The sequence below is a fragment of the Streptomyces zinciresistens K42 genome, assembly GCF_000225525.1.
GTDB lineage: Bacteria > Actinomycetota > Actinomycetes > Streptomycetales > Streptomycetaceae > Streptomyces > Streptomyces zinciresistens.
This window is the reverse complement of record NZ_AGBF01000038.1, coordinates 1-16,790: the sequence shown is the minus strand read 5'-3', so window position 1 is coordinate 16,790 and position 16,790 is coordinate 1. Positions and strand designations below refer to the sequence as shown.

The window sequence follows — 16,790 nt, the reverse complement described above, 5'->3', positions numbered from 1 at the left end:
CGGCGGGGGCGGCCCCGGAGTGGTTCCGGGCCCGCCCCCGCCGTGGCCGGTCGGGTGCCGTCCGCCTCAGCGGCGGTCGGCGTCCAGGGGTTCGAGGTCGTCCTCGTCCAGTTCGGCGTCGAGGGCGTCCTCCAGATCCTCCTCGGCGTCCTCGTCCAGGTCCTCCTCGGCGTCCTCGTCGAGGTCGGCGTCCATCTCGTCGTCGAAGACCGTGCTGACGTCGAAGCGGCAGACCACGCGCTGCGGGTCGACGGCGTCGAAGGGCGCCTCCAGCCACTCACCGGGCTCGGGCTGCTCGTCGGAGGCGGTGACCCAGAGGGTGGAGTCCCCCTCCTCCAGTCCGAACTCCTTGTGCCGGGAGGCGATCTCGTCCGGTTCGAACTCGCCGAACAGGATGCCCAGCGCGCCGTGCACGGTGCCGGAGACCTCCCCGTCCGTGCCCTCGTCGTAGTCCGCGGCCTCGACCCGCCCGGCCTGCGCCATCAGCCGCTGCGGTTCCGCCACGGCGTAGTCGCGCCGGATGAGCACGCTCACCGCGCCGGGCTCCTCGGGGCCGGTGTAGGGCGGCAGCGCGTCCTCGGTACCGGGGATCTCGAAGGGGGTGACCTCGTCGTAGCGGTCGTAGAGCAGCTCGTCGTAGACCTCGGCGGCCGCGGCGAGCTCGTTGAACGCCTCGTAGACGGCCGGGTCGTCCTCCCCCGACCGGCTTTCGACGGCGGCCAGGTGGCGGTCGAGCGCGGTCTTGACCGCCTCGGCGGCGGCGCGTACCTCGGCAGCGGTGGGCTGCACAGCATCAGACATAGTGCAGACGCTATCCGTACCGGGCCCCAGCCCGCACAATAGATGCGATGCCGGAATACGAATTTGTCGACGTGTACGTGCCGCGCGGGGTCTCCCGCAAGGACGCCACGCGCCTGCTGACGGACCATGCCGAGTACGGACACTGGGAGTTGGACCGCCTGAGCCTGCTGCGCGACGGCAGCCGCAGGGTGCGGCTGCGCCGCCGGATCATCCGCCAGGTCCGGGCCACCTGGTGACCTGAGGCGAACGGGAGCGGACGACGCCGGAGCGGGCACCGCGCACAGCGGTGCCCGCTCCGTCCGCGCCGGGCCCGGGGTCGTCCGCGGCACCAGGTCGTCGCGGCGCTACGGCGTGTTTCGAAAGCAGCGTCGTCCGCCCGCAGGGCAGGTGGGACTTTCGACACGCCCTAGGACGCAGAGGCGCGCGCCCTGCGGTAGAGCACCGCTCCCGCGATGAGCGTGCCCGCGCCGGCCGGCAGGACCAGGCCCATGGGCAGGCCGCTTCCGGTCTGGGCGAGCTGCGCCCCGCCCTTCGGCTGGGTGACGAGGTCGGTACCCGGCTGGTTGCCACCCGGCGTGCCCGGGTTGCTGGGGGTACCGGGGTTGCCCGGGTTACCAGGGTTGCCGGGGTTGCCGGGGTTGCCGGGGTTGCCGGGGTTGCCGGGGTTGCCGGGGTTGCCAGGATTACCCGGGTTCCCCGGATTGCCAGGGTTGCCGGGGTTACCCGGGTTCCCGGGGTTACCCGGATTACCCGGGTTGCCAGGGTTCCCCGGATTACCAGGGTTGCCGGGGTTCCCCGGGTTGCCAGGGTTCCCCGGATTCCCAGGGTGCCCCGGGTTTCCTCCCTTGCCGCCGCCGTTGGAGCAGGAGTTGCCCGTGGCGGGGTTGCCGATACCGACGATGTCCACGGTGTTGCCGCACAGGTTGACCGGGACGTTGACCGGTACCTGCACGGTGTTGCCCGAGCCGACGCCGGGCGAGTTCTTGGCACCGCCGTGCGCCTGCGCCCCCGGGCCACCGCCGGACCCGCCGCGGTTGGAGCAGCTGTTGCCGCTCGCCGGGTTCAGCAACCCGACCACGTTCACGGTGTTGCCGCAGACGTTCACCGGCGCGTACACCGGCACCTGCACGGTGTTGCCCGACAGCACGCCGGGCGAGTTCGAGGTGGAGCCGTGCGCACCCGAACCGGTGGCGTGGGCGGCACCGCTCGCGGCGGCGAGGACGCCCGTCGCGGCGGCCACGGTCATCAGGCCCTTGCGGGTGACCTGTCGCATGTGCTGCTTACCTGCCTTCGACCTTGTTCCGAAAATTCGACCTTGTTCCGAAAAGACGACGCCGGCCGTTCGACCGGCGCCCCGAAAAGGCCGGTCGGCCCCGGAACGCATGGCACGCGCTCCGGGGCCGACGGGCTCAGCCCCGGCTCAGGGGGCGAGACACAACGTCACTTGTTGATGCAGGTGTTGCCGAAGGCGGGGTTCAGCAGCCCGATCACGGAGACCGTGTTGCCGCAGACGTTCACGGGGACGTGAACCGGCACCTGGACGACGTTGCCGGACAGGACGCCCGGGGAACCCAGCGCGGCACCCTGGGCACCCGAGTCGGCGACGGCCAGGCCCGCGCTCGCGAGAACCAGTCCACCGGTGGCAGCCGCAGCGGCGACGACCTTCTTGATCATTGTTCCTCCTTGTTGGCAATGCGATCTCGTGTAGCTGATCGCATCACCTGTAACGAGGAGGAATTAATAGGGCTACGACCCTACGAGTGCGTTCACCCTCTCCAGCCATGTCCCGTACGCCTGGGCGAATTCGGAAGTGTCGATTCAGCGGGTCGTTCCGTGCCGTATCAGGACGCGTCGAGGAACCGGTCGAGCACCCGGACCCCGAACTTCAGGCCGTCCACCGGCACCCGCTCGTCCACGCCGTGGAACATGCCGGCGAAGTCCAGCTCCGGCGGCAGCCTCAGCGGGGCGAAGCCGAAGCCCCGGATGCCCAGGTCGTCGAAGGACTTGGCGTCGGTGCCGCCGGAGAGCATGTACGGGATCGCCCTGGCGGCCGGGTCCTCGGCCACCAGCGCGGACTGCATCGCCGCCACCAGCGCCCCGTCGAACCCGGTCTCGACGGCCTTGTCGGCGTGCACGTCCTCGCGGCGCACGTGCGGACCGAGGATGCGGTCGACGTCGGCGAGGAACTCCTCCTCGTACCCGGGCAGGAAGCGGCCGTCGACGTGCGCGGTGGCCTCGCCGGGGATGACGTTGACCTTGTAGCCGGCGTTCAGCTGGGTGGGGTTGGCCGTGTTGCTGAGGGTGGCGCCGATGAGCTTGGCGATACCGCCGAGCCGGGCGAGCGTGCCCTCCATGTCCTCCGGGTCGAGTGCGATGCCGAGGGCGTCGCCGAGTTCGTCGAGGAAGGCGCGGGTGGTCTTGGTGACGCGCACCGGGAAGCGGTGCCGGCCCAGCCGGGCGACGGCCTCGGAGAGCTCGGTGATGGCGTTGTCCCGGTGGATCATCGAGCCGTGCCCGGCCGTGCCGGCCACGGTCAGCTTCATCCAGTGCATGCCCTTCTCGGCCGTCTGGATCAGATAGAGCCGCCGCTGCTCGTTCACCGTGAACGAGAACCCGCCGACCTCGCTGATCGCCTCGGTGACGCCCTCGAAGAGGTCGGGGTGCTCGTCGACGAGGAACCGGGCGCCGAACGTGCCGCCCGCCTCCTCGTCCGCGAGGAACGCGAGCACGATGTCCCGCGGCGGCCGGCGCCCGCTGCGCAGCCGGTCGCGGACGACCGCCAGGGTCATCGCGTCCATGTCCTTCATGTCGACGGCCCCGCGCCCCCACACGCACCCGTCGGCGATCTCGCCCGAGAAGGGGTGGTGGGTCCAGTCGGCGGCGTTGGCCGGCACCACGTCGGTGTGGCCGTGGATCAGCAGCGCGGGCCGGGACGGGTCCTCCCCCTCGATCCGCGCCACGGTGGAGGCGCGTCCCGGACGCGACTCGAAGATCCGCGGTTCGAGTCCGACCTCCGCGAGCTTCGCGGCCACGTACTCGGCGGCCGCGCGCTCACCGGGGCCGGAGTGGTCGCCGTAGTTGCTGGTGTCGATCTGGATCAGCTCGCGGCAGAGGTCCACGACCTCGTCCTCGCCGGTGACGCCCCTGGCCGTGTCCGTCTCGCTCACGCTGCTTCCTCCCGCGCTGTCGCTGCTGGTGGTTCCCCCCTCATCCTCCCCCTCCCCGCGGCCTCGCCCAAGACCGGCAGCGGCACGTCACACCCTGTTCACGCCGCGACAGGAGTGATCGGGCGCCCCTGGAAAGCCTGGTACTGTTTCCCTGTCGCCGCGGGCAGGACCCGCGCGGCAGACACCTGGTCCGGGTGGCGGAATGGCAGACGCGCTAGCTTGAGGTGCTAGTGCCCTTTATCGGGCGTGGGGGTTCAAGTCCCCCCTCGGACACCAGACGGGAAAAGGGCCCCGGCCGTGAGGTCGGGGCCCTTTTCGCCGTGTGTGGGCGAAGTCTCGTCCGCCGTGAAGATCGCCAGGTCAGCGCCGCTCCCCCGGTGCCTTCCCGCCCCTCGGACGGCCGCCCCGGGTGGCCGTCACCGGGGGGCGAACCTAGCGTCGTACTAAAATTTCCGGCTTGTTACGGAGCTGGACCCGGACAACCCCAGGCAAACCTGCGGGCCCGCCAGCGCCCCGGAGGCATCCGGGCTCTAGACGCGAGGACCGGATGGCAGCCATACAGGAGAGCGACGCTCTCGGCCTGCTCGACGACGAGCTCGGCGACGGGATCCACCGGCGGTTGGGGGACACGGCCCGTTTCTCCGGACGTCCGGCGGCCTCGCCGCGCACGCTCGTGGACATCTTCGAGGCGTCCGTGCGGTCCTGCCCGCAGGAGCCCGCCCTGGACGACGGCACCACCGTGCTCACCTATCGCGAGCTGGCCGTCGAGGTGCAGCGGCTGCGGCGCCGGCTGGCGGCCTCGGGGGTCGGGCTCGGCGACCGGGTGGGCGTACGGGTCCCCTCCGGCACCAACGATCTGTACGTGGCGATCCTCGCCGTGCTCGCCGCAGGCGCCGCCTACGTCCCCGTCGACGCCGAGGACCCCGACGAGCGGGCCGAGCTGGTGTTCGGCGAGGCGGGGGTACGGGCGGTGATCGGCGCCCGGCACGAGATCGCCGTGCGCGGCGGCGGGGCCGGGCGCCCCGCCGGGCGGCCCGGGGCCGACCACGACGCGTGGATCATCTTCACCTCCGGCTCCACCGGCCGGCCGAAGGGGGTCGCCGTCTCCCACCGCGGCGCCGCCGCCTTCGTGGACGCCGAGGCCGCGCTGTTCCTCACCGAGGAGCCGATCGGGCCCGGGGACCGGGTGATGGCGGGGCTGTCGGTCGCGTTCGACGCGTCCTGCGAGGAGATGTGGCTGGCCTGGCGGTACGGCGCCTGCCTGGTGCCGGTGCCGCGCTCCCAGGTCAGGAGCGGTGCCGATCTGGGGCCCTGGCTGGTCGAGCAGGAGATCACCGTGGTGTCCACGGTGCCCACGCTGGCGGCGCTGTGGGAGCCGGAGACCCTCAACGACGTACGGCTGCTGATCTTCGGCGGTGAGGCGTGCCCGCCGGAGCTGGCGCAGCGCCTGGTCACCGAGGGCCGCGAGGTCTGGAACACCTACGGGCCCACCGAGGCGACCGTGGTGGCCTGCGCGGCGCTGATGAGCGGGGCGGAGCCGGTGCGCATCGGGCTGCCGCTGGACGGCTGGGAGCTGGCCGTCGTCGACGGGGCCGGGGAGCCGGTGCCGATGGGCGGCAGCGGGGAGCTGGTGATCGGCGGGGTCGGGCTGGCCCGGTACCTGGACGCCGGGAAGGACGCGGAGAAGTACGCGCCGCTGCCGTCGCTGGGCTGGGAGCGGGCGTACCGCAGCGGTGACCTGGTGCGGGCCGAGCCCGAGGGGCTGGTGTTCCTCGGGCGGGCCGACGAGCAGATCAAGCTGGGCGGGCGGCGGATCGAGCTGGGCGAGGTGGACGCGGCGCTCCAGGCGCTGCCCGGGGTCGCCGGGGCGGCGGCCGCGGTGCGCACGGCGCGCGGCGGCAACGAACTGCTCGTCGGGTACGTCGTCACCCAGGAGGGCTGGGACCGGGCGGCGGCCGTGGAGAGGCTGCGGGCGGCGCTGCCCGCGGCGCTGGTGCCGCTGCTCGCGCCGGTGGCGGAGCTGCCGACGCGTACGTCGGGCAAGGTGGACCGGGCCGCGCTGCCCTGGCCGCTGGCGGACCTGGAGCAGGACGGCCCGGCGCAGCGGCTCCACGGCACCGAGGCGTGGCTCGCCGAGCAGTGGACGCAGGTGCTGGGCGTGCCCGTGACCGCCGCGTCCGACGACTTCTTCGCGATCGGCGGCGGCAGCCTGGCCGCGGCGCAGCTCACGAGCCGGCTGCGCACGCGCTATCCGGCCGCCGCCGTGCTGGACGTCTACCAGCAGCCGGTGCTGCGCAAGCTGGCCCGGCGGCTGGAGGCGTCGGCGCACGACGACGGGGCGCGGCGCACGGTCGTGCCGGTGCCGCGCCGGACGCAGGTGGCCCAGACGCTGCTCCTCGTGCCGCTGTTCGGCCTGCTGGGGCTGCGCTGGACTCTCGCGCTGGCCGCGCTCGGCAATCTGCTGCCCGCCTACGGGTGGCTGCCGACGGCGCCGTGGTGGCTGGTGCTGGCCGGGGCGGTCGTCCTGTTCAGCCCGCCGGGGCGGCTCGCGCTGGCCGCGGGCGGGGCGCGGCTGCTGCTGCGGGGGGTGCGGCCGGGCCGGTACCCGCGCGGGGGCCGGGTGCATCTGCGGCTGTGGACGGCCGAGCGGCTGGCCGAGTTCAGCGGGGCGGCCTCGCTGACCGGGGCGTGGCTGGAGCGGTACGCGCGGGCGCTGGGCGCGAAGGTCGGGCAGGACGTGGACCTGCACTCGCTGCCGCCGGTCACCGGGCTGCTCAAGCTGGGGCGCGGGGCGGCGGTGGAGTCCGAGGTGGATCTGTCGGGGTACTGGCTGGACGGGGACCGGCTGGAGATCGGCGCGGTGAAGGTGGGGGCGCACGCGGTCGTCGGGACGCGCAGTGTGCTCTTCCCGGGGGCCCGGGTGGGCAAGCGGGCCGAGGTGGCGCCGGGTTCGGCGGTGACGGGGCAGGTGCCGACCGGGCAGCGCTGGGCGGGCGCGCCCGCGGTGAAGCTGGGCAGGGCGAAGCGCAACTGGCCCGGTGAGCGGCCGCGCCGGGGGACGTACTGGCGGGTGATGTACGGCGTCACGGGGTTCGCGCTGGGCGCGCTGCCGGTGGCGGCGGGGCTGGCCGCGTTCCTCGTGGGCCGGGTGTTCTTCACGCCGGAGGCCGCGCTGGCCGGGGCCGCGCGGGCGCTGGTGCCGGCGACGCTGGCGTTCGGGCTGGCGTACGCGCTGCTGATCGTGGTGGGGGTGCGGGTGCTGAGCGTGGGGCTGCGGGAGGGGACGTATCCGACGCACAGCCGGACCGGGTGGCAGGCGTGGACGGTCACGCAGCTGATGGACCGCTCGCGCGAGACGCTGTTCCCGCTGTACGCGGGGCTGGTGACACCGGTGTGGCTGCGGCTGCTGGGGATGCGGGTCGGGCGGGGCGCGGAGGTGTCGACCGTGCTGGCGCTGCCGGGTCTGACCACGGTGGGCGAGGGCGCGTTCCTGGCCGACGACACGCTGACCGCGCCGTACGAGCTCGGCGGGGGCTGGATGCGGATCGGCCGGGCCGAGATCGGGCGGCGGGCGTTCCTGGGGAACTCGGGGATGACCGCGCCGGGGCGGAGCGTGCCGGACGGCGGGCTGGTCGGGGTGCTGTCGGCGACGCCGAAGAAGGCGAAGAAGGGGACCTCGTACCTGGGGCTGCCGCCGGTGCGGCTGCCGCGTGCCGCGGCGGGCGGCGACCAGAGCCGGACGTACCATCCGCCGGCCCGGCTGCTGTGGGCGCGGGGGCTGGTGGAGCTGTGCCGGATCGTGCCGGTGCTGTGCTCGGCGGGGCTCGCGGTGCTGACCGTGGCCGCGCTGTGCGCGCTGGGCGCGTGGGCGCCGCTGCTGGCGGGGCCGGTGCTGCTGGCGGCGGGTGCCGCGGCCGGGGCCGGGTCGGTCGTCGCGAAGTGGCTGCTGGTGGGGCGGCACCGCAGGGGTGAGCATCCGCTGTGGTCGCCGTTCGTGTGGCGCAACGAGCTGGCCGACACCTTCGTGGAGGTGCTGGCGGTGCCGTGGCTGGCGGGCTCGGTGCCGGGTACGCCGCTGATGACGCTGTGGCTGCGGGGGCTGGGCGCGCGGATCGGCCGGGGCGCGTGGGTGGAGAGCTACTGGCTGCCGGAGGCGGACCTGGTGCGGCTGGAGGACGCCGTGACGGTGAACCGGGGCTGTGTGCTGCAGACGCACCTCTTCCACGACCGGATCTTGCGGACGGATACTGTGGTCCTCCGTGAGGGCGCCACGCTGGGTCCTGGCGGGATCGTCCTGCCCGGCAGCACCGTCGGGGCCCGTACGACCCTGGGTCCCGCCTCGCTCGTCATGGCCGCGGAGAGCGTCCCCGACGACACCCGCTGGCTGGGCAATCCGATCGAGGCATGGCGCCGCTGAGCGCGGCCCGCTCGGAGCCGGAGGAGGGCGGGCCGGCACGGAGTGGCAGCGGTACGGCGCAGGGAGCACAGACAGCGGTGGCAGTTCAGCAGGCGTCGGGCGTGGACCCGTACTTCCCGGAGCACGGTGACCCGCGGTACCGGGTGCACCGCTACGAGCTGGCGCTGGACTACCGTCCGGGCCCGAACCGGCTCTCGGGCACGGCCCGGATCAACGCGATCGCGGGCCGGGCGGCGCTGGGCGAGTTCGTGCTGAACCTGGCCGATCTCAAGGTCGGGCGGGTGCGGGTGGACGGGCGCCAGCCGCACTACACGCATCGCGGCGGGCGGCTGCGGGTGCGGCCGGCCAAGCCGGTGCGGGCGGGTGCCGCGTTCACGGTGGAGGTGCAGTGGTCGGGCAACCCCCGTCCGGTGCACAGTCCTTGGGGCGGGCTGGGCTGGGAGGAGCTGGAGGACGGGGCGCTGGTGGCGAGCCAGCCGATCGGGGCGCCCTCGTGGTACCCGTGCAACGACCGGCCGGCGGACAAGGCGTCGTACCAGATCTCGGTCACCACGCCGTCGGCGTACGCCGTGGTGGCGGGCGGCCGGCTGCTGACGCGGACGACGAAGGCGTCCACGACGACCTGGGTGTACGAGCAGCCCGCGCCGACCTCCAGCTATCTGGTCGGGCTGTCGATCGGCAAGTACCAGACGGTGCTGCTGGGCGATCCGGGGCTGGGCGGGGTGCCGCAGCACGGGCACATCCCGGCGCAGCTGCTGGGCGACTTCTCGCGGGACTTCGCGCGCCAGCCGCAGATGATGGACTTCTTCCAGGAGCTGTTCGGGCCCTACCCGTTCGACGAGTACGCGGTGGTGGTGACCGAGGAGGAACTCGATGTGCCGGTCGAGGCGCAGGGGTTGTCGCTGTTCGGCGCCAACCACGTGGACGGGTCGCGGGGTTCGGAGCGGCTGGTGGCCCACGAGCTGGCGCACCAGTGGTTCGGCAACAGCGTGTCCATCGCCGACTGGCGGCACATCTGGCTGAACGAGGGCTTCGCGAAGTACGCGGAGTGGCTGTGGTCGGAGCGCTCGGGCGGTCGGAGCGCCCGTCAACTCGCCGCGTCGGCGCACCGGTTGCTGGCGTCGCTGCCGCAGGATCTGCGGCTGGCTGATCCCGGGCGCAAGTCGATGTTCGACGACCGGCTCTACGAGCGGGGCGGGCTGGTGCTGCACACGGTGCGGTGCGCGCTGGGTGACGCCGCGTTCTTCCGGATGCTGCGGGCGTGGGCGCAGTTGCACCGGGGCGGCACGGTGACGACGGCCGCGTTCGCCGCGCACGTGGCCCGGTTCGCGGCGGAGCCGGTGGACGAGCTGGTCCGGGCGTGGGTGCAGGGTGCGGTTCTGCCGCCGCTGCCCGGTCCGGGCGCGGACCCGGCCGCGGGACAATGGCGCTCATGACGACGCGCGACTGCCCCTGCGGGCTGCCCGGGGCCTACGGCGAGTGCTGCGGCCGCTTCCATCGCGGTACGGCGGCGGCGCCGACCGCCGAGGCGCTGATGCGTGCGCGCTACAGCGCGTTCGTCCGGGGCGACGCCGCCTATCTGCTGCGGACCTGGCATCCGAGGACGCGTCCGGCGCGGCTGGAGCTGGACCCGGGGATGCGGTGGACGGGGCTGGAGGTCCTGGAGAGCGCGGACGGCTCGGCGTTCCACAGCACGGGCACGGTGACCTTCCGCGCGTCCTACCGCGGTGGCGCGCTGCACGAGCGCAGCCGGTTCGAGCGATCCGGCGGGGCCTGGGTGTACGTGGACGGCGACGTCACGGACCGGTAGGGCTACGGCGCCAGGATGTCGAGTTCCTGGAGGGCGCCGACCGTGATCTCGCGGGTCAGGTGCTCGGCGCGGGCGGCGTCGCCGGTGCGGACGGCCTCGGCGACCTGGACGTGCAGGGTGACGGCGGCCGGGTCGGGGTCCTCGAACATGATCTCGTGGTGGGTGCGGCCGGCGAGGACCTCGGCGACGACGTCGCCGAGGCGGGCGAACATCTCGTTCCCGGAGGCGTTGAGGACGACGCGGTGGAAGGCGATGTCGTGGACGAGGTAGCCCTCCAGCTGGTGGCCGCGTGAGTGCGCGACCATGCCGAGGGCGCAGCGGGTGAGTTCGGCGCACTGCTCGGCGGTGGCGTACTTGGCGGCGAGGCCGGCCGCGACGGGCTCGACCGCGGAGCGCAGGACCGTCAGCGAGCGCAGTTGCCGGGGGCGGTCGGCGCCGGCCAGCCGCCAGCGGATGACCTGGGGGTCGTAGACGTTCCACTCGGCCTCGGGGCGGACGGTCACGCCGACGCGGCGGCGGGACTCCACCAGGTGCATGGACTCGAGGACCCGCACCGCCTCGCGCATGACGGAGCGGGACACGTCGAAGCGCTGGGCCAGTTCGTCGGTGCGCAGGACGCTGCCCGGCGGGTACTCCCCCGCGGTGATCGCGGGGCCGAGGGTTTCCAGGACTCGGCCGTGCAGCCCCCGGCCCGTTGTGCTCATGCACTCAGCGTACGGGCTGGGTCACGGTTCAAAAAGTCAGACTTATTCATCACAGCCTCTTGAATTCGTCGTACCTCATGGGCTTCAGTGTGGCTCGACATCACGTGTCGACGAGGACAGCGGACGGTGAGGCAGCGATGAGGACCCCCCAGGTCGTCGTGGTCATGGGCGTCGCGGGCACCGGGAAGACCACCATCGGTGCCCTGCTCGCCACCCGGCTCGGTGTGCCCTACGCCGAGGGCGACGACTTCCACGCGTCGGCGAACATCGCCAAGATGACGGCCGGCGTCCCGCTCGACGACGACGACAGGTGGCCGTGGCTGGACGCCATCGGCGCCTGGGCGCACGGCCGGGCCGGGCTCGGCGGGGTCGTCAGCTGCTCCGCGCTCAAGCGCGCGTACCGCGACCGGCTGCGGGCCGCCGCGCCGGACGTCGTGTTCGTGCACCTCGCGGGGGACCGCGCGGTCGTCGAGGACCGGATGTCGCACCGGCAGGGGCACTTCATGCCGACCGCGCTGCTCGACTCCCAGTTCGCCACGCTCCAGCCGCTCGGGGCGGACGAGGCGGGAGTCGTCGTGGACGTGTCGGGCGGCCCCGAGGAGATCGCCGGGCGGGCCGCCGAGGCCCTGACGGCGCTCTCCGGGCCGACCGTGTAGCCCCGCTCGCCCTCAAGCCCGCCTCCCACCCCCGCCCTCCTTTCGCCGCCCTCCTTTTCCCCGCCTCCGTACCTGCAAGGGAACCCCCGTGACCAGACTCAGCGCCGAGATGCTGGCAGCGGACACCGCCGAGCCCATCACCTCGGCCGGCAATGCTCAGCTGGGCATCGCCGTCCTGGTGGGCATCGCCGTCATCGTGCTGCTCATCACCCGGTTCAAGCTCCACGCCTTCCTGGCCCTGACCCTCGGGTCGCTGGTGCTGGGAGCGATCGCCGGAGCCCCGCTGGACAAGGCCATCCTCAGCTTCACCGCCGGACTCGGCACCACGGTCGCCGGCGTCGGCGTGCTGATCGCGCTCGGCGCGATCCTCGGCAAGATGCTCGCCGACTCCGGCGGCGCCGACCAGATCGTCGACACGATCCTCGCCAGGGCGGGCGGCCGGTCGATGCCGTGGGCGATGGTGCTGATCGCCTCGGTGATCGGTCTGCCGCTGTTCTTCGAGGTCGGCGTCGTCCTGCTGATCCCGGTCGTGCTGATGGTCGCCAAGCGCGGCAACTACTCCCTGATGCGCATCGGCATACCGGCCCTGGCCGGCCTGTCCGTGATGCACGGCCTGGTCCCGCCGCACCCCGGCCCGCTGGTGGCGATCGACGCGGTCGGCGCCGACCTCGGTGTCACCCTGGCGCTCGGTGTGCTCGTCGCCGTCCCGACGGTGGTCATCGCCGGTCCGGTGTTCTCGAAGTTCGCCGCCCGCTGGGTCGACGTCCCCGTCCCCGAGCGGATGATCCCCCAGCGGGTCTCCGAGGACCTGAAGACGCGTCCCGGCTTCGGTCCGACGCTGGCGACGATCCTGCTGCCCGTCGTGCTGATGCTGTCCAAGGCGCTCGTCGACATCGTCGTCGACGATCCCGGGAACACCGTGCAGCGCGTGTTCGACGTCGTCGGCTCCCCGATGATCGCGCTGCTGGCCGCGGTGCTCCTCGGCATCTTCACGCTGCTGCGGCCCGCCGGGTTCGGCAGGGAGCGCCTGACGCCGCTCGTGGAGAAGGGCCTCGCCCCCATCGCGGGCATCCTGCTGATCGTGGGCGCGGGCGGCGGCTTCAAGCAGACGCTGATCGACACCGGGGTGGGCCGGATGGTCCTGGACCTCTCCAAGGACTGGTCGATCCCGGCGCTGCTGCTGGCGTGGCTGATCGCGGTGGCGATCCGGCTCGCGACCGGCTCGGCGACGGTCGCCACGGTCTCGGCGGCCGGTCTGGTCGCCCCCCTCGCGGCCGACATGTCGACCACCCACGCGGCCCTGCTCGTCCTCGCCATCGGCGCCGGCTCGCTGTTCTTCAGCCATGTCAACGACGCCGGATTCTGGCTGGTCAAGGAGTACTTCGGGCTCAGCGTCGGGCAGACGCTCAAAACCTGGTCCGTGATGGAGACGATCATCTCGGTCGTCGCGGGCGCCCTGGTCCTGCTGCTCTCCCTGGTCATCTAGGGCTGTGGCGGGCAGGGTTCGTCCGTCAAGGAGCGGCGTCCGGTGCGTGCTTTCGCCGTGCCGGCCGGAAGCCCGCGTACGGCGGGCGGTGCTCGCCGAGCCCCTGTCGGCCGCGCCGCACGCGGTGCCGGAGGCCGCGCCGCACGCGGTGCCGGAGGCCGAGCCGCACGCGGTGCCGGAGGCCGCGCCGCACGCGGTGCCGGAGGCCGCGCCGGCGTTCGAGCCAGCGACGGACCGCGGCCGGTCGTGCGAGGTGCTGCTGGACTTCGGCGGCTGACCGGCGCCGGGCCGCCGGGCGGTGCGCGCCGTCAGGGCCGCCACAGGGGGTGCTCGCGCTCGGCCCAGGCGCGGCCGACCCGGCCGGTGCGCATCCCCCGGCGGGCCTCCGGATCGCCCAGGGCCATGCCGATGTGCCCGGCGAGGACGACGCCGATGGTCAGCGCCAGCCAGTCGTGGACGAAGGTGGCGCTGGTGCGCCACTGGAGGGGCGTGAGCCGGGTGAACCACATGAGCAGGCCGGTGCCGAGCATCACGAGGGTCGCGCCCGCGATCCAGGCCGCGTAGAGCTTCTGGCCGGCGTTGAACTTCCCGGCCGGGCGGGACGCGGGCCGTCTGTCGCGGCGCAGGACGGCGCGCAGCCAGACCCGGTCGTGGGGGCCGAAGCGGTTCAGGAAGCCCAGTTCGGCGCGGAACGCGCGGGCGGCGGCGCCCACCAGCACGGGCACCGGCAGGGCGAGGCCGGACCACTCGTGGATCCGGACGACCAGGGCGCGGCGGCCGACGAGTTCGGCGAGCTGGGGGACGTAGAGGAAGGCCGCGGTCGCCACGCACAGGCCCATCAGGAGGGCCGTGGCGCGGTGCACGGCGCGGGCGGCGGGGCCGAAGCGGTGGACGCGGGCCTCGGTCCGCTCGGGGGTGTCAGCTCGTGGGGGCATCGCCGCGTCCGTTCGAGCGGCCGACCCAGGCGTCCACGTCGTAGCCCCGCCGCTCCCAGTAGCCGGGCCGCACGTCCTCGGTGACGGTGATGCCGGAGAGCCACTTGGCGGACTTGTAGAAGTACATGGGGGCGACGTAGAGGCGGACGGGGCCGCCGTGGGCGTGGCTGACGTCCTTGTCCTGCATCCGCAGGGCGACCAGGACGTCCGCGCGGCGTGCCTGGCGCAGGGTGAGGCTCTCGGAGTAGGCGCCGTCGAAGCAGGTGAAGCGGACCGCGCCGGCGCCCTCGCGCACACCGGCGGCGTCCAGCAGCCGGGACAGCCGCACTCCCTCGAAGGGCGTGCCGGGCACCCGCCAGCCGGTGACGCACTGGACGTCGCGCACGAGCCGGGTCTGCGGCAGGGCGCGCAGGTCGGGGAGGGTGTAGGTGCCGGGGCGTGCGACGAGTCCGTCCACCTTCAGGCGGTAGTCGGCGGCGTCCTTGCGGGGTACGGAGGAGGTCACCGAGTAGTAGCGGAAGCCGCCGCCGTTGGGCAGCAGGTCGGTGAGGCCGGTGGGGTCCTTGTCGGAGGCGCCCGCGAGGAAGGACTCGGTGCCGCGCTGGAGGGCCGGTGCGGCGAGCACGCCGAGGGCGCCCAGACCGAGGGTGCCGAGGAGGACCCGGCGGCCGATCGGTGTGCCCTTGCCCTCGCCCTGCTCGTCCTCGGGCTGTTCGGGGTTCACCCCCTCATTCGAACACCCGCGGCCCCCCGGAGGCCGGGGAACGCGGGTTCTCGTCGGATTTCGCGGCGCGCGGGGCCGTCACGGCGTCCCCTCCGCGGCCTTCTCCAGCTGGAACGCCCCGTTGCCGGGCCCGGTGCGGTGTGGACCCGCGGGGCGCGCGAGCGCAGCGGCGGGCCCTGGGCCACGTCGGCGGCGAGGAGGGACATCCCCGCAGGCCGGCAGGGTCGGCAGGGTCGGCATGTCATCGCCTGTCATCGGGCGATCACTCGCAGTGAATCCCCACCCAGGGTTCAGATCAAAGGGCCACCGATGCGTTACACCCGTCAACTTGCGTGACCGAGGGGGCGGTTGTGACAATCGAGGCGCCCGTGATGTCGGATTTGTCGAAAGTGTGTGGCGTACGTCATGGTGCTTCGCGTCGCGGCGGCGCAGGATGGTGGGACGCGCATGCCGGGCCCAGGGCCGCTCCAGTCGGCCTCCACGCACCCCGTCCCCCCCCCGTCCCCTTCCCCGGCAGGATGATCGAGGTACGCAGCGTGTCGCTCCAGATCCTGATACTCGCCATCGGCGCCGCCTGCGCTCTGGGCTTCGGCTTCGTGCTCCAGCAGGACGCCGCCCGGCGCGCACCGCTCAACGACTATCTCTCGCCCCGGCTGCTGCTCGACCTGATGAAGGTGCCGCGCTGGCTCGGCGGCATCGGCCTGATGGTGGTCGGCATGGCCCTCGGCGCGATGGCGCTCGGCCAGGGCGAGATCTCGCTGGTGGAGCCCCTGCTGGCGACGAACCTGCTGTTCGCGCTCATGCTCTCCCGCCGCCAGACCAAGCAGCCGCTGGGCCGCCAGGGCTGGGCGGGTCTCGCGCTCCTCGCGGGCGGTGTGACGGCGTTCATCGTCGCCGGACAGCCTCGGGGCGGCACGGCGAACAGCGACCCCTTCATGCAGTGGCTGATCATCGGCGCCATGGTCGGCACGGCCCTGCTCCTGACCGGGTACGCCAAGCGCTCGCGGCTGCGCGCGGGCCCCGCGCTGCTGGCGACGGCCGCCGGCCTCCTGTACGGCGTCCAGGACGCCCTGACCCGGATGACCGGGCAGCGCTTCAGCGACGGCGGCATCATGGCGGTCCTGACCGGCTGGCAGCCGTACGCGGTGGTCGCGCTGGGCCTCACCGGCCTGATCCTGGTCCAGAGCGCCTTCGAGACGGCGTCCCTGCGGATGTCCCTGCCCGCGCTGACCGCGGCCCAGCCGCTGGCCGGCATCCTGTGCGGCGTGGGCTTCCTCGGCGACCGCCTGCGCACCGACGCCGGGGCGCTGGCCTGGGAAGCGGCGGGGCTCGCCGGGATCGTGGTCGGCATCATCATGCTCGGCACGCACCAGGCGATGCCCAGCGGGGCGGTGCGCGCCCCCCGCGCGGTGCCGGTGCCCGTGCGGGCCGGCTGACCTCCCCGACGGGGTCCGCCCGCGCCCGGGGACGGCTGCTTGGATGGCCACATGAGCGCTGCTGACGAGATGATCGACATCGTCGACGAACAGGACCGGGTCGTGGGCCGATCCCCCCGCGGCGCGGCCTACGCCCGGGGACTGCGCCACCGCTGCGTCTTCGTCGAGGTCCGCGACGAGCTGGGCCGCCTCTTCGTGCACCGCCGCACCGCCGGCAAGCTGGTCTTCCCCTCCCGCCACGACCTGTTCGTCGGCGGTGTGGTCGGCGCGGGCGAGTCCTACGACGACGCCGCGCTGCGGGAGGCCGAGGAGGAGCTGGGGGTGAGCGGGCTGCCGCGGCCGACGCACCTGTTCACGTTCCTCTACGACGGCGGCGCCGGGCAGAGCTGGTGGTCGGCCGTGTACGAGGTGCGCTGCCCGCTGCCGGTGCGCCCGCAGGCCGAGGAGGTCGCCTGGCACGCCTTCCTGACCGACGCCGAGGTGGCGCGGCGGCTCACGGAGTGGGAGTGGGTACCGGACGGGCTGGCCGCGCACGAGCGGCTGCGGGCCCACCGGGCGGGCGGCTGACCCGTCCCGCGCGCCCCCGGCCGGCAGCCCGCGCGCGGGGTGTACCAGTCGCAGCGACAGCCGCCGCCGCAGCTGCCGCGGCCGGCG

At 73.6% G+C, this 16,790-nt stretch carries 16 protein-coding genes and 1 tRNA gene; 10 read left to right on the top strand and 7 right to left on the bottom strand.

The genetic code is table 11. From position 1 onward, the window contains the following. Nucleotides 1–66 precede the first annotated feature (66 nt). Nucleotides 67–801: a hypothetical protein gene (locus tag SZN_RS14420; protein WP_043730620.1), complete on the bottom strand. Its 735-nt coding sequence runs from the start codon at nucleotides 799–801 to the stop codon at nucleotides 67–69. A 47-nt stretch (nucleotides 802–848) separates the two neighbouring features. On the opposite strand from SZN_RS14420, the gene SZN_RS14415 reads away from it, so the two are divergent. Next, nucleotides 849–1,037 carry a DUF5703 family protein gene (locus tag SZN_RS14415; RefSeq protein WP_005485166.1) on the top strand — a complete coding sequence of 63 codons (189 nt, stop codon included), beginning with the start codon at nucleotides 849–851 and terminating at the stop codon, nucleotides 1,035–1,037. Nucleotides 1,038–1,207: 170 nt separating this feature from the next. On the opposite strand, the gene SZN_RS41935 is transcribed toward SZN_RS14415, so the two are convergent. From SZN_RS41935 to SZN_RS14400, 3 genes are all read right to left on the bottom strand, one after another. Next, nucleotides 1,208–2,074 (bottom strand): chaplin, encoded by an 867-nt coding sequence (locus tag SZN_RS41935; protein WP_007495572.1) that lies wholly within the window; start codon nucleotides 2,072–2,074, stop codon nucleotides 1,208–1,210. Between the two features lie 167 nt (nucleotides 2,075–2,241). Further along, complete coding sequence (gene chpH / locus SZN_RS14405; protein WP_007495571.1) at nucleotides 2,242–2,475, bottom strand: chaplin ChpH; 234 nt, start codon at nucleotides 2,473–2,475, stop codon at nucleotides 2,242–2,244. A gap of 167 nt (nucleotides 2,476–2,642) precedes the next feature. Next, nucleotides 2,643–3,968 carry a M20/M25/M40 family metallo-hydrolase gene (locus SZN_RS14400; protein WP_007495570.1) on the bottom strand — a complete coding sequence of 442 codons (1,326 nt, stop codon included), beginning with the start codon at nucleotides 3,966–3,968 and terminating at the stop codon, nucleotides 2,643–2,645. Between the two features lie 188 nt (nucleotides 3,969–4,156). Here SZN_RS14400 and SZN_RS14395 point away from each other — a divergent pair. The 4 genes from SZN_RS14395 to SZN_RS14380 all read left to right on the top strand — a co-directional run bounded on the left by SZN_RS14395 (nucleotide 4,157) and on the right by SZN_RS14380 (nucleotide 10,195). Continuing rightward, nucleotides 4,157–4,244: transfer RNA gene (locus SZN_RS14395), tRNA-Leu, on the top strand. Nucleotides 4,245–4,515: 271 nt separating this feature from the next. Beyond that, nucleotides 4,516–8,385 carry a Pls/PosA family non-ribosomal peptide synthetase gene (locus SZN_RS14390; protein WP_007495569.1) on the top strand — a complete coding sequence of 1,290 codons (3,870 nt, stop codon included), beginning with the start codon at nucleotides 4,516–4,518 and terminating at the stop codon, nucleotides 8,383–8,385. Nucleotides 8,386–8,462: 77 nt separating this feature from the next. Further along, nucleotides 8,463–9,821 carry a M1 family metallopeptidase gene (locus tag SZN_RS14385; protein ID WP_043730616.1) on the top strand — a complete coding sequence of 453 codons (1,359 nt, stop codon included), beginning with the start codon at nucleotides 8,463–8,465 and terminating at the stop codon, nucleotides 9,819–9,821. Next, the gene (locus tag SZN_RS14380) at nucleotides 9,818–10,195 is read left to right on the top strand and encodes a YchJ family protein (protein WP_007495565.1); all 378 of its coding nucleotides are present in this window, start codon (nucleotides 9,818–9,820) and stop codon (nucleotides 10,193–10,195) included. The genes SZN_RS14385 and SZN_RS14380 overlap by 4 nt, the downstream gene beginning before the upstream one ends. A gap of 2 nt (nucleotides 10,196–10,197) precedes the next feature. Here the strand turns inward: SZN_RS14380 and SZN_RS14375 are convergent, their stop codons facing one another. Beyond that, entirely contained in the window at nucleotides 10,198–10,899 is a 702-nt protein-coding gene (locus SZN_RS14375) for a FadR/GntR family transcriptional regulator (protein ID WP_007495563.1), read from the bottom strand. 137 nt (nucleotides 10,900–11,036) lie between these two features. Between SZN_RS14375 and SZN_RS14370 the strand changes: the two genes are divergently transcribed. From SZN_RS14370 to SZN_RS14360, 3 genes are all read left to right on the top strand, one after another. After that, nucleotides 11,037–11,555: a gluconokinase gene (locus SZN_RS14370; protein WP_007495561.1), complete on the top strand. Its 519-nt coding sequence runs from the start codon at nucleotides 11,037–11,039 to the stop codon at nucleotides 11,553–11,555. 88 nt (nucleotides 11,556–11,643) lie between these two features. Beyond that, the gene (locus tag SZN_RS14365) at nucleotides 11,644–13,041 is read left to right on the top strand and encodes a GntP family permease (RefSeq protein WP_007495559.1); all 1,398 of its coding nucleotides are present in this window, start codon (nucleotides 11,644–11,646) and stop codon (nucleotides 13,039–13,041) included. A gap of 46 nt (nucleotides 13,042–13,087) precedes the next feature. Further along, nucleotides 13,088–13,318 (top strand): hypothetical protein, encoded by a 231-nt coding sequence (locus SZN_RS14360; protein WP_139063550.1) that lies wholly within the window; start codon nucleotides 13,088–13,090, stop codon nucleotides 13,316–13,318. A gap of 31 nt (nucleotides 13,319–13,349) precedes the next feature. On the opposite strand, the gene SZN_RS14355 is transcribed toward SZN_RS14360, so the two are convergent. Then, complete coding sequence (locus tag SZN_RS14355) at nucleotides 13,350–13,976, bottom strand: cytochrome b/b6 domain-containing protein (protein WP_007495557.1); 627 nt, start codon at nucleotides 13,974–13,976, stop codon at nucleotides 13,350–13,352. Then, nucleotides 13,960–14,700: a molybdopterin-dependent oxidoreductase gene (locus SZN_RS14350; protein ID WP_007495556.1), complete on the bottom strand. Its 741-nt coding sequence runs from the start codon at nucleotides 14,698–14,700 to the stop codon at nucleotides 13,960–13,962. The genes SZN_RS14355 and SZN_RS14350 overlap by 17 nt, the downstream gene beginning before the upstream one ends. A 536-nt stretch (nucleotides 14,701–15,236) precedes the next feature. Here SZN_RS14350 and SZN_RS14345 point away from each other — a divergent pair. Both SZN_RS14345 and SZN_RS14340 read left to right on the top strand, forming a co-directional pair. Further along, the gene (locus SZN_RS14345; RefSeq protein WP_007495555.1) at nucleotides 15,237–16,136 is read left to right on the top strand and encodes a DMT family transporter; all 900 of its coding nucleotides are present in this window, start codon (nucleotides 15,237–15,239) and stop codon (nucleotides 16,134–16,136) included. A 51-nt stretch (nucleotides 16,137–16,187) separates the two neighbouring features. Then, on the top strand, nucleotides 16,188–16,703 hold the full coding sequence (locus tag SZN_RS14340) for an NUDIX hydrolase (protein ID WP_043730608.1): 516 nt from the start codon (nucleotides 16,188–16,190) through the stop codon (nucleotides 16,701–16,703). Nucleotides 16,704–16,790: the final 87 nt, after the last annotated feature.